A 12,081-nucleotide genomic window follows, 5' to 3' on the forward strand; every position below is an offset into this window, starting at 1 on the left:
GGCGCGCTCGTGGCACGCCCCAAATCCAAGCATCACATACCGTTCATTCGGCTGCTTCAGGCGCCTCGGGCGCGGACCCATCCGCATCAGGTTGCGGTGCCTCCGGCTGTTCGGCGGCAGGCTCTGCCTTGGGCTTGCGTGACCGGCTGCGCGTCGATTTTGGTTTGGGCTTGGGTTGGCTTTCCGGTGTTTCAACCAAACCCGACTCTGCCGCCGTTTCCACGACATCCGGCTGCGGGGCCTGCGCTGGATCGGTATTCGCTTCCTGCTCTTGTCGCGCAGCACGCTCGCGATCCCGTTCTGCTTGCCGCTCACGGTTCTGGCGCTCCTGCTCTTCCCGGCGCGCTTCTATTTCGCGCTGCGCTTCGGCCAGCATCCGCAAATAGTGTTCCGCGTGCTGTTGGAAGTTCTCGGTTGCAACACGGTCGCCGGACAATTGCGCATCTCGCGCCAATTGGTTGTACTTGTCGATGATCTGCTGAGGCGTCCCACGGACCTTTCCCTCGGGGCCGGAACTGTCGAACACGCGGTTGACGACGTTGCCGCCACCCCCACCGGAATTGCGGTTGCGGTTGTTCTTGGACCGGGACCGTGATCTCGAAGACTTCATAGGAATATAAGGCTCTCTGGCATAACTCTTTATGATCGCTCGTGCCGCATCATCTTGGTTGCGTGTCACAGTCTCTTGGCGATCTTGTGGATGGGACGCTGTTGCGAGGCCGAAGCCAATGCAACCGCGTCTGACAACTGAATAAGCACGGACATGGCCCGCCGACAAGGGTTAATGCCAAAATTTCGCTATTTTTGGTCGTTTCATGCCGGATTTCGCGCAAGAATGACACGGTCACGACCATCAAGGTCTGGCAACACGTCCACAGTGCCCCATCCGCCGCGCTCGAAAATAGCGCGGACGTCATCGCCTTGTTGCCATCCAATCTCGCATAGAACGCGACCATTGGCCGTCAGATAGCTGCCGGATTCGTCGGCAATGGCTCTGTAGGCCGACAGCCCATCGCCCTCATCTGTCAATGCCATGCGCGGTTCGTGATCGCGCAACTCTGGCGACACCTCCTCCATCTCGAAGGCCGACAGATATGGAGGATTCGCGACAATCAGGTCGAAACGCCCTTCGACCGGATCAAACCAGTCCCCCTGTTTGATCTGCGCGCGCGACGCCAGATCATGCAACGCAACATTGGCGGAAGCCTGCAGACAGGCCGCTTCAGACAGATCGACCCCCACACCATGCGCCTTAACACGCTCGGCCAGCAGGGTCACAAGCAGACAACCTGACCCGGTGCCAAGGTCCAGAACGCGTTCAAAGTCTTCGGTCAGCGCTGCTTCGACGACCGTTTCAGTTTCTGGACGCGGATCCAGTACATCGGCACTGACTTTGAAGCGGCGCCCATAGAATTCCCGCTCGCCGATCAGGTGGCTGACCGGCACTCGAACAGCACGCAAGGCGATCAAGTGATCATAGCGATCCGCAATATCGGGCGCGATGTCTTCCGGCGCAATCAACGTAACCCGTGCGGCATCCACCTGCGCAGCATGGGCCAGCAACACGCGTGCATCCCGCGCAGGATCCGGCACACCCGCCGCGCGCAGCCGGGCCGTGGCGGCCACCATGGCTTCGGCGGCGGTGGTCACGTGCCCATCTCGGCCATCAGGCGGGCCTGGGCATCGGCGGTGAGCGCATCGATCACCTCGTCCAGATCGCCTTGCATCACCTGATCCACCTTGTAGAGCGTCAAATTAATCCGGTGATCCGTCATGCGACCCTGTGGAAAGTTGTAGGTACGAATACGCTCGGACCGGTCCCCAGACCCCACTTGCGCGGCCCGATCAGCCGACCGTTCACTGTCCACGCGTGACCGTTCCAGATCATAAAGCCGTGCCCGCAACACCTGCATGGCCTTGTCCCGATTGCGGTGCTGCGACTTCTCGGAACTTGTCACAACGATACCAGTCGGTAGGTGCGTGATGCGCACCGCACTGTCGGTCGTATTCACGTGCTGCCCGCCGGCGCCCGACGATCGCATGGTGTCTATCCGAATATCCTGGGGCGCAATTTCGATGTCCACATCCTCAGCCTCGGGCAGAACCGCAACCGTCGCGGCAGAGGTATGGATGCGCCCGCCACTTTCGGTGGTTGGCACCCGCTGCACACGGTGCACCCCGCTTTCATACTTCATGCGGGCAAAGACGTTATCGCCGGTGATGTGGGCCACAACTTCCTTGATGCCGCCAAGTTCGGTGGCTTGTTCTTCAACAATGTCGATTTTCCAGCCCCGCGCTTCGGCATAGCGCTGGTACATGCGCAAGAGGTCTCCGGCGAAAAGTGCTGCCTCGTCCCCACCCGTACCCGGGCGGATTTCCAGCATGGCGGGTCGAGCGTCCGCTGCATCCTTGGGCAACAGCGCCAGTTGCAAAGCGGCCTCCGCATCTGGCAACGCGGCCTTGAGCCGCGGCAACTCTTCTTCGGCCAGTTCCGCCATGTCCGGATCGGACAGCATCAACTCGGCTTCTTCCATGTCATCAACGATCTGCTGATAGGCTTCGATCTGATCAACGACAGGTTTGAGGTCGGAATACTCCTTGGCCAACGCGGCGATGTCGCCTGACCCATCGGCCATGGCGGCCTCAAGGTACTGAAAGCGCTGTTTGATCTGTAAAAGGCGGTCATGGGGGATCATAACGCCGGTTTGATCCAAGGCAGGGTATTGGTCAAGGGGCACGCTATGCTATAATGTCGTCCATGCTACGCAACACCTTGATATTCCTACTTATGGCAAGCCCGACGCTTGCGGATGTTACCTCTCCATCTGGCAAAACGGTTGAATGCTATTGCACCGACAAATCAGGAGCACGCATCGAACTCGGTCAAACTATCTGCCTGCAGGTAGACGGTCGCATGTTTATGGCTCAATGCCAAATGTCGTTGAATTCGCCTATGTGGCGTGAAGTCCAGGAAGGGTGCCTGAGCTCATCCCTCTTGGGCGGCGACCAGCAACCGCTCCAATCGTTCCCGGTTGACGCCAAAATCTGAGCGACCGAACCGCAATCTGGCGTGCAGTTTCAGCACGCCACCACTGTACTCAATGGTGGTATAGTCCGGAAAACCGATCCATTTGGATCTGGTGACATAGGTCACCCGTCCATCATCAACAGAGCCGGCGATAACCCGAGTGCGTGGCAGCATACGCGCAGCAGCGTCAACGCGGACGAACGCGGCCTCATCGGCCTGCTCAACGCGGATGGCACCACCCATCATGTTCTGACTGTTCGTCTCGGCAACGGGCTGATGCCACCGCGTGGGCTCTGTCGGTGCCAAGCGAACAAAAACAAGCAATCCAACCAGAAGGACACAAATTAAAACAAATACATACATGACAAACTTCATTTCACTCCTTCAATATTTCCCGATCCGGACATTTCCCACCTAACGGAAGGTAACACCGGGCAGGATGCACAACAGTTCGTACAGAATATTGGCCCCGGTCAGAGCGGTGTTGCCCGAGGTATCATAGGGCGGTGAGACTTCAACCAGATCGCAGCCGACTATATTCAACCCCTTGAACGCGCGTATCAGTTGCATTGCCTGCGGGGTCGTCAAGCCACCGATCTCAGGTGTGCCTGTACCCGGGGCATAAGCCGGGTCAAGGCTGTCTATGTCATAGGTGACATAGGTTGGCAGATTACCGATATCACGTCTGATCTCAGCGCCGAGCTGGCTCAAGTCACGCCCCCACAACTCATGCGCCGGAAATTGTTGGAACCCCCATCCCTGGGCCTCCGTGAAATCCTCGGCCGTATATCCAGTCCCACGCAACCCAACTTGATAAACCTTGGACGGTTGGATCAGCTCTTCTTCATAGGCGCGCCGAAAGACGGTGCCATGAGTTTCCCGCTCGCCGAACATTTCATCGTTCACATCCGCATGGGCATCCACATGAATAAGCGCGACTGGTCCGTGCCGCTTGGCTATTGCACGAAGAATGGGGAGCGTTATCGAATGATCTCCACCGATCGCCAGCGGGACCGCGTCGTAATTCAATATCGCCCCGTAACTTTCTGCAATAATGCGCAAACTGTCACTGAGGGAAAACGTATTGATGGCCAGGTCACCAATATCCGCCACTTGGAGGCTGTCAAAAGGTGCCGCCCCGGTTTGCAGATTGTAGGGGCGGATCATGGCCGATTCTGACCTGACTTGCTTGGGGCCAAACCGTGTGCCCGACCGCCAGGACGTGCCAATATCCATCGGCACGCCCAGAACGGCCACGTCCAGCTTTTGCAGCTCGTTCGCGAAAGGCAAGCGCATGAATGTATTGGGGCCCGAGAACCGAGCCAGATCGTTGCCGCTCAGCGGTTGGTTCTTAGGCGCCACCGCGCATCCTCCATCCCAAAAGCTGGCAAATTTCGGTCGCCACATGCGCGCCCGAAATCGCTGTCGCCCCGGTCGTGTCAAAGGGCGGCGACACTTCAACCACATCGCCTCCCTGGATATTGATGCCAGCCAGCGCGCGCAGCAATGCAGCAGCCTGTGCCGAGCTCAAGCCACCCCATACCGGCGTTCCCGTACCGGGGGCATAGGCAGGATCAAGGCCATCGATGTCAAAACTCAGATAAACGGGCCTGTCGCCAACGATCTGACGCGCACGCTCGGCCGCCGCAGCAGGCCCAATGCGATGGAATTCGGGGGCGTCGATGATGTTGACGCCAAGTGTGTCCTCGTTCGTTGTACGAATGCCAATTTGAACCGACGTTGCGGGATCAACGATGCCGGACTTGACCGCCTTGTAGAACATAGTTCCGTGATCCACCCGGCTCATGTCATCATCAGCCCATGTGTCCGTGTGCGCATCAATCTGGATCAATGACATCGGCCCGTGTTTCTCAGCATAGGCCTTGAGGATCGGGAAAGAGATGTAGTGATCCCCCCCAAGCACCACGCTGGCTGCACCCGCATCCAGAATACCGCGAATATGGCTGGTAAGAGTGTCCGGAAAGGCCGGGATGTTGGCGTAGTCAAAGGCAACGTCACCATAGTCGATGATCGTGCGCTCACTGAGCACGTCAAACGGCCAACCATAGGGTGCGTCCGGTGCCTGCAGGCTCGATGCCTCACGGATCGCCCGGGGCCCCAACCGTGTGCCGGGCCGGTTCGTGACCGCCTGATCAAACGGCACGCCGGTCACCGCGATGTCCACACCCGTCAAATCCTTGGTATAGCGCCGCCGCAAAAAGGATGTCGCCCCACCGAAGGTTAGTTCGAATGATGGTCCACGTGGGTCTTCGCGCGTGAACGCATGATCCATCTGGGTTTTTGCATCTTCCAGTGCCATCAGCGCCCCACAGGCTGCGCTGTTTCGACGAGGCGCGCAAAGAAAGAGGCGCCTATGGGGGCAATCTCGTCATTGAAGTTGTACTTGGGATGGTGCACGCCTGCGCCGTCCCCCTGCCCCAGCATCAGATAGGCACCGGGGCGCGCCTCCAGCATGTACGAGAAATCTTCGGCGCCCATTACGGGTTCGACGTCTGGATCAACCCCTGGCTCGCCCGCAACATCGGCGGCGATGCGCGCCGCGAAGGTTGCCTTGTCAGCGTCATTTACCGTCGGGGGATAGCCAAACTCGAGCTCTAGCTTCGCCTCGCACCCGTACGCAGCGGCAGTGCCTTCAACAACGGCCTCCATGCGCCGCATAACCATGGCCTGCACCTCTTTGCTGAACGTGCGGACCGTACCGTTGATGTAGGCGGTCTCAGGGATCACGTTGTCAGTTGTACCGGTATGGATTTGGGTTGTGGAAATGACCAATTGCTCCAGTGGCTTGTGGTTGCGGCTCACGATGGTCTGCAAGGCGGTAACAATGGCACAGGCAGCAACAACGGGATCAATAGTGTCATGGGGTCGCGCTGCATGCCCGCCCTTGCCCGTTACATTGATATGGAACGTGTCCGCCGCTGCCATGATCGGCCCACCCCGCGTATGGAATTTGCCGAAGTCTTTGCCAGGAGCGTTGTGGATGGCGTAAACCTCGCCAATCTCAAAACGGTCCATGATGCCCTCTTGCACCATAACCTCGCCCCCGCCGCCATCTTCCTCAGCAGGTTGAAAGATCAAAGCGACACGGCCGGAGAAATTTCGCGTTTCGGTCAGATATTTTGCCGCCCCCAACAACATCGCCGTATGCCCGTCATGGCCACAGGCATGCATTTTGCCCGGATGGGTCGACGCATAGTCGACGCCGGTTTCCTCTTCGATGGGCAAAGCGTCGAAATCCGCGCGCAAGCCTATCGTTGGGCCATTTCCCTTGCCATTGATGATGGCAACGATACCTGTTTGCGCAATGCCCGCATGGACCTCGTCCACACCGATCTCGGCCAACCGCTCTTTGATGAAGGCTGACGTCTTGGGACAGTCAAAAGACAGTTCGGGGATCGAATGCAGGTGCTGCCGCCATGCGGCCATGTCAGGCGCAAGATCGCCGATGCGGTTGATGATGGCCATGGGTGGACTCCGATCCCTGAGATACGTCACATGTCAGCAAACCTGAAACCGCGAGGGGCTGCAATGGGTGACGATCTGATCCACGATCAAACGGCGGGTATCGAGAGGCTTCTCGAGATCATGCGCCGCCTGCGCGATCCCCAATCAGGCTGCCCTTGGGACATCGAGCAGACCTTCCGCACAATCGCGCCCTACACCATCGAAGAAGCCTACGAAGTGGCGGATGCGATTGAGCGCGAGGATTGGGATGAGCTTGAGGGTGAGTTGGGTGATCTGCTGCTGCAGTCGGTGTACCACACGGCGATGGGGGAAGAGGCCGGACACTTTAGCTTTCAATCCGTGGTGACAAACATCTCGAACAAGATGGTGGACCGTCATCCTCATGTCTTCGGCGACGAATCTCGTGACAAATCAGCCGAACAACAAACGCGTGACTGGGAAGCCATCAAGGCCGCCGAACGCGCTGGAAAGGCGCAGCAAGGTGCGCTGGACGGCGTGGCACCCAACCTGCCCGCCCTTCTGCGCGCCGTGAAGCTTCAAAAACGCGCCGCGCGGGTTGGCTTTGATTGGCCGGAGACGACACAAGTTCTCGACAAACTCAAGGAAGAAGCCGCGGAACTTGTCGAAGCGCGTGACACAATGGACCACGAAGACGTTGTGAACGAGATGGGCGACCTTTTGTTCGTCGTCGCAAATCTGGCCCGACACCTGGAAGTTGAACCGGAAGAAGCCTTGCGCCGAACAAACGCGAAATTCACACGTCGGTTTGCGGCAATTGAAACCGCGCTGGCACGTCAGGGACGCACCCCTCAAGACAGTACACTCGAAGAGATGGACAAGCTATGGGATGAAGCAAAGGCGACTGAACACGCTAGGCAAAGCTGACATTCGTCATCCATTCAATCTGCTTCAAATCAGACGCATATCTCGCTGAGAGTTCAGCTTTTTCTTCCTCTCCAAACGAAGCAAAACCGGTCTTTTGCTTTGCAGCAGAATGCTCGCGAATGACAGCCTGCCATTCCTTGCGCGACAAAGTCTCGCCGCGCCGATAACGAACCTGAAGCGCATCAAGAGCCGCATCTGTGGCACTCTGGTTCACCTTGCCCTGTGGCTCGATCAATGCATCTGTGGAAAGGCCGGGAACAAGCCGTCGGAGCAAATCCAAATTCGTTCCCCGAACCTCGTAGGGCACAACAGTCAGAGCGTCGGGTTGCAGAATTTCCTGCATCAGTTGCACCAATTCGGGCCAGCCCCTGTCCATATTCATGTAGTGTTCGCTGGCATCGCGAAAGTCGGACATTTCATTGTCTTCCGCGCGTTTGCGGTACGCTGATTCAAACAATTGATCGTAAGGTCGTACGACCAGCAGCACATGGGCGATAGGACCAGACCATGCCGCCCGGAGGGCGGTGCAACGCATCTCCGCAAACGGATAGAACTGCCCTTGAAGGAAGTGAAACATGCGACCGGGAATGTTCTCTTCGGACAGAACAACCGGGCGGCCATCCCGGTAGGCATCCAAACCCAATGTAGCCTTGGCGGCTGCTGCCGCCGGATCCACGCGGTACCCGGACGGAAGGCGCAGTGCCAACTCACCGGAAGGGTTGCCATCACGACCCGGATAGGCCGATGTCCATCCTTCCTGATCCAGAGCCCGCCAATTCTCGTGCAGACACATCTGAAAGGACGATGTGCCGGTGCGATGCGCGCCAGCGTGGATATAGATCGGAGCGTCAGCCATAATTCCTGCCATTACGCCAGCCACTATGTGTCACGCAAGGTTTTGCGCAACGCTCTTCGCGGCTGCTGGACAAGAGTTGCCAAAGAGGCCACGTTGCGCGGAAATCAGCTGGAGAAATCATGGCACCGCGCAAAATTATCATTGATACGGATCCGGGACAGGATGATGCGGTTGCGATTTTACTGGCGTTGGCCAGCCCCGAAGACTTGGACATCCTGGGCATAACGGCTGTTGCAGGCAATGTGCCTCTGGACCTGACGGCCAAAAATGCACGCATTGTCTGCGAACTGGCCAGCAAAACCGATGTACCTGTGTACGCCGGATGCGACCGACCACTTGGGCGGGATCTCGTGACAGCGGAACATGTCCACGGCAAAACCGGCTTGGATGGGCCAAACCTGCCAGATCCCGAAATGCCCTTGCAAGACCAGCATGCAGTCGATTTCATCATCGAAACGATACGCTCTCACGACACAGGCACCATCACCCTATGTCCGCTGGGTCCACTGACAAACGTCGCCACAGCCTTTCAACGTGCTCCGGATATCATTCCAAAGGTTCAACAGATCGTATTGATGGGCGGCGCGTATTTCGAAGTTGGCAACATTACGCCCGCAGCCGAATTCAACATCTACGTCGACCCGGAAGCCGCTGATATTGTGTTCAAAAGCGGCATCGACATAGTGGTTATGCCCTTGGACGTCACCCACAAGGCGCTGGTCACAAAACCACGCAATGATGCCTTTCGGAATCTGGGTACGCCTGTCGGCATTGCCGTGGCCGAGATGACGGATTTCTTCGAACGCTTCGACAAGGAGAAATACGGATCAGCAGGCGCACCTCTGCACGATCCGTGTGTCACCGCGTACCTGATCCGACCAGACCTGTTCACCGGACGGCATATCAATGTCGAAGTCGAGACGACTTCGGATTTGACCATGGGAATGACCGTCGCCGACTGGTGGGGTGTGACAGATCGGCCTGCCAATGCGTTGTTCATTGGTGATTTGGACGCCGATGGATTCTTTGACATGTTGACCGAACGGCTGGCCCGGCTGTGAGCGCGGCCCTTACCCTCGCAACCCCCGAGCATTTCTCTCGTCTCGATGCGCTTGTCGCCGCGTTTCACGCAGAGGAAGGAATATCGCTGTCCGATGACGCACGGGCAGCCGGTTTGCAACCTTTGCTGGACGGTATCCCGCAAGGGGCCGCATATTTGATTGGGCCACCGCGCGCACCGATTGGGTACGTCGTGGTCACCTTTGGCTGGTCAATCGAGTTCGGTGGGATGGATGGATTCATTGACGAGATATTCATTCGACCCGGCGTGCGCGGTCGCGGCATTGCCACCGAGGTGCTCTTGGCTCTGCCCCGCGCTTTGGGGGGTGCAGGGGTCAAAGCCTTGCATCTGGAAGTCGCCGCCGACAATACCACCGCACAGCGTCTCTATGCACGGGCCGGCTTCCGTTTGCGCGATGGCTACCATCTGATGACACGTATGCTCTAGTCACGCGGTGCGTGGCCGCCTATCTCATGACCATGAGCATGCACATCCCTTTCGACAACAGCTACGCGACCCTCCCAAGTGGGTTTTACAGCCGTCTCAACCCGACACCCGTCAAAGACGCGCAAATGCTGGCGTGGAACGAGAAACTTGCTGCCGACCTAGGGATAGAAGGCACCGACCCCACCGTTTTTGCAGGCTCCCGCGTCCCTGACGGCGCGGCACCGCTGGCGCAGCTTTATGCCGGACACCAGTTCGGAAACTATAACCCGCAACTTGGCGACGGGCGTGCCATCCTGTTGGGTGAAGTGGTCGACACCCATGGTCAGCGCCGCGACATACAGCTCAAGGGATCAGGTCCCACCCCTTATTCCCGCATGGGCGATGGGCGGGCGTGGCTGGGCCCGGTTTTGCGCGAATATGTGGTCAGCGAGGCCATGCATGCCCTTGGCATTCCAACAACGCGCGCACTTGCGGCTGTCGCAACGGGCGAGCCGGTGTACCGCGAACAAGGGGCCCTGCCCGGCGCTGTCCTCACACGCGTCGCATCCAGCCATCTGCGCGTCGGAACCTTCCAGATCTTTGCCCATCGCGGGCAGATCGACGAGCTACGCACATTGGCCGACTATGCCATCGCGCGCCATCACCCGGACGCGGACGGCCCCATGGGCTTGCTCAGCGCTGTATGTGCCGCCCAAGCCGAACTTGTCGCTGCATGGATGTCTGTCGGCTTCATTCATGGTGTGATGAACACGGATAACTGCACGATCTCGGGTGAAACGATCGACTACGGGCCATGCGCATTTATGGATGCGTTCCACGAGGGCCGCGTGTTCTCCTCTATCGACCAGATGGGGCGCTACGCATTTGGCAACCAGCCGCGCATCGCGGTCTGGAACATGGCGCAGTTGGCCACGGCATTGATCCAGCTGTTTGAAGACAAGGATCAAGCCGTCCAAGATGCAACGGCCATCGTTCACGCCATGCCGCAGCAGTTAGAAGATGCGTGGTTGCGCCGCTTCGGGGCCAAGTTGGGACTTGCAGATGTCACTGCCGATGATCAGCCCCTGATCGAAGACCTCCTGAACCTCATGCAGACCGATGGCGCCGATTTTACCAACACGTTTGCAACCCTGCACGCAGATAAAACCCGCGATCAGTTCACTGATCGTGACGCATTTGACTCATGGGCGAAACGCTGGGCGCAGCGCAACCCCGACACGGATTTAATGCAACGCACGAACCCCCAGATCATTCCGCGCAACCATCGGATCGAAACGATGATCGAGGCCGCGGTGTCTGGCGATATGGACCCCTTCGAAAGGCTCATGACCGCTTTGGCAACGCCGTACGACCTGCCAGACGGCTTTCACGATCTGCGCCGCCCACCAATGCAGGACGAGATTGTGCCAGCCACGTTCTGCGGCACTTAACTCCTGTTGATCAGAACCAGTCCAACAGCCACCAAGGCAAGTGCCGCCCAGATGGTGGCGGTGATGTCTTCACCAAGGATCAACCAACCAAGGACCACAGCAAAGACGGGCGACAGAAAACTGAACGACGCGACTCCCGATGCCGGATAAATCTTCATCAGGAAAAACCAGAACAGAAACCCGAAGCTCGCGATAAACACGATCTGATAGGCAAGACCGACAACGTGGATCACCTCCAGGTCGCGCAAAAGCGGACCGAAAGCCGGTGCAAGGATCAGCAAAACCGGCGCCGAGATCAGCAATTGCCAGAACAATTGTTGTTCAGCCGGAATACGGCTCAACGGCGTGACCCGCACGCACAGGGCAATACCGGCCCAGCACAGCGCTGCGCCCAACGCAAAGACATCTCCCAACAAATTGCCCTGCCCCGCATCACGATCCGCTAGCGCCAGCACGACGCCGCCCATCGCAAAGGCAAGGCCGATCAGGCGCACGCCATTCAGCCGTTCGCCCGGCAGGAGCACATGTGCAGCCAAAGCCAGCCAAACAGGCATGGAGTAAAACAGGATCGACGTCCGCGCGACACTGGTCAGGTCCAAAGCAATGAACAGGCAGATGAACTCAACCGCGAACAACAGCCCAGCGATGATGCCGCCCGTCCTGCCCTCGGCTGGCAACCGCAAGGATATCCCCCGCGCCCACATCCAAAGCCCCAGCAGCACAAGCGCCCCAAGCGAGCGCAAACCAGCCAGAAAGACAGGCTGAAATCCCGCATTCGACACTTTGATAACGACTTGATTGAACCCCAGGTTCAGCGAAAACAACGTCAGCGCCACGGCGCCGATCAGGTCAATATGCGCCTTACGAGTCATGGCCGCACAACGTCTGG

General features: G+C 58.3%; 14 protein-coding genes. 5 read left to right on the forward strand and 9 right to left on the reverse strand.

The annotated features are described in order from the left end of the window. Nucleotides 1-43: 43 nt before the first annotated feature. From IE087_RS06090 to prfA, 3 genes are all read right to left on the reverse strand, one after another. Nucleotides 44-610 carry a DUF4167 domain-containing protein gene (locus tag IE087_RS06090; protein ID WP_189368432.1) on the reverse strand — a complete coding sequence of 189 codons (567 nt, stop codon included), beginning with the start codon at nucleotides 608-610 and terminating at the stop codon, nucleotides 44-46. A 203-nt stretch (nucleotides 611-813) separates the two neighbouring features. Next, the gene (gene prmC / locus IE087_RS06095) at nucleotides 814-1,629 is read right to left on the reverse strand and encodes a peptide chain release factor N(5)-glutamine methyltransferase (protein ID WP_189369277.1); all 816 of its coding nucleotides are present in this window, start codon (nucleotides 1,627-1,629) and stop codon (nucleotides 814-816) included. A 17-nt stretch (nucleotides 1,630-1,646) separates the two neighbouring features. Continuing rightward, entirely contained in the window at nucleotides 1,647-2,696 is a 1,050-nt protein-coding gene (prfA, locus tag IE087_RS06100) for a peptide chain release factor 1 (protein WP_189368433.1), read from the reverse strand. Nucleotides 2,697-2,758: 62 nt separating this feature from the next. Between prfA and IE087_RS23485 the strand changes: the two genes are divergently transcribed. Continuing rightward, nucleotides 2,759-3,049, forward strand: coding sequence for a hypothetical protein (locus IE087_RS23485; protein WP_229801291.1), 291 nt, complete (start codon nucleotides 2,759-2,761; stop codon nucleotides 3,047-3,049). Here IE087_RS23485 and IE087_RS06105 read toward each other — a convergent pair. The 4 genes from IE087_RS06105 to IE087_RS06120 are packed head-to-tail and all read right to left on the reverse strand — an operon-like array spanning nucleotide 2,987 to nucleotide 6,514. Beyond that, nucleotides 2,987-3,403: a DUF1499 domain-containing protein gene (locus IE087_RS06105; protein WP_189368434.1), complete on the reverse strand. Its 417-nt coding sequence runs from the start codon at nucleotides 3,401-3,403 to the stop codon at nucleotides 2,987-2,989. The genes IE087_RS23485 and IE087_RS06105 overlap by 63 nt on opposite strands. A gap of 39 nt (nucleotides 3,404-3,442) precedes the next feature. Next, the gene (speB, locus tag IE087_RS06110) at nucleotides 3,443-4,390 is read right to left on the reverse strand and encodes an agmatinase (protein ID WP_189369278.1); all 948 of its coding nucleotides are present in this window, start codon (nucleotides 4,388-4,390) and stop codon (nucleotides 3,443-3,445) included. Then, nucleotides 4,380-5,348: an agmatinase gene (gene speB, locus IE087_RS06115; RefSeq protein WP_189368435.1), complete on the reverse strand. Its 969-nt coding sequence runs from the start codon at nucleotides 5,346-5,348 to the stop codon at nucleotides 4,380-4,382. Before speB (IE087_RS06115) ends, speB (IE087_RS06110) begins: the two co-directional genes overlap by 11 nt. After that, a complete protein-coding gene (locus IE087_RS06120) occupies nucleotides 5,348-6,514 on the reverse strand; it encodes a M20 aminoacylase family protein (protein WP_189368436.1) in 1,167 nt (388 codons plus the stop codon). The genes speB (IE087_RS06115) and IE087_RS06120 overlap by 1 nt, the downstream gene beginning before the upstream one ends. Before the next feature lie 63 nt (nucleotides 6,515-6,577). Here IE087_RS06120 and mazG point away from each other — a divergent pair, with 63 nt between their 5' ends. After that, nucleotides 6,578-7,399: a nucleoside triphosphate pyrophosphohydrolase gene (gene mazG / locus IE087_RS06125; protein ID WP_189368437.1), complete on the forward strand. Its 822-nt coding sequence runs from the start codon at nucleotides 6,578-6,580 to the stop codon at nucleotides 7,397-7,399. Here the strand turns inward: mazG and IE087_RS06130 are convergent. Continuing rightward, nucleotides 7,386-8,255, reverse strand: coding sequence for a hypothetical protein (locus IE087_RS06130; RefSeq protein WP_189368438.1), 870 nt, complete (start codon nucleotides 8,253-8,255; stop codon nucleotides 7,386-7,388). The two genes, mazG and IE087_RS06130, sit on opposite strands and share 14 nt — an antisense overlap. A gap of 119 nt (nucleotides 8,256-8,374) precedes the next feature. Between IE087_RS06130 and IE087_RS06135 the strand changes: the two genes are divergently transcribed. From IE087_RS06135 to IE087_RS06145, 3 genes are read left to right on the forward strand one after another with little or no spacing between them, the layout of a single operon-like run. Further along, a complete protein-coding gene (locus IE087_RS06135) occupies nucleotides 8,375-9,316 on the forward strand; it encodes a nucleoside hydrolase (RefSeq protein ID WP_189368439.1) in 942 nt (313 codons plus the stop codon). Then, nucleotides 9,313-9,762: a GNAT family N-acetyltransferase gene (locus tag IE087_RS06140; RefSeq protein WP_189368440.1), complete on the forward strand. Its 450-nt coding sequence runs from the start codon at nucleotides 9,313-9,315 to the stop codon at nucleotides 9,760-9,762. The genes IE087_RS06135 and IE087_RS06140 overlap by 4 nt, the downstream gene beginning before the upstream one ends. Nucleotides 9,763-9,794: 32 nt before the next feature. Continuing rightward, nucleotides 9,795-11,192, forward strand: coding sequence for a protein adenylyltransferase SelO (locus tag IE087_RS06145; RefSeq protein ID WP_189369279.1), 1,398 nt, complete (start codon nucleotides 9,795-9,797; stop codon nucleotides 11,190-11,192). Here IE087_RS06145 and IE087_RS06150 read toward each other — a convergent pair. Beyond that, nucleotides 11,189-12,064, reverse strand: a complete 876-nt coding sequence (locus tag IE087_RS06150; protein WP_189368441.1) for a DMT family transporter — start codon at nucleotides 12,062-12,064, stop codon at nucleotides 11,189-11,191. The two genes, IE087_RS06145 and IE087_RS06150, sit on opposite strands and share 4 nt — an antisense overlap. Nucleotides 12,065-12,081 lie beyond the last annotated feature (17 nt).

This window comes from Tateyamaria omphalii, from assembly GCF_014651375.1.
Taxonomy (GTDB): domain Bacteria; phylum Pseudomonadota; class Alphaproteobacteria; order Rhodobacterales; family Rhodobacteraceae; genus Tateyamaria; species Tateyamaria omphalii.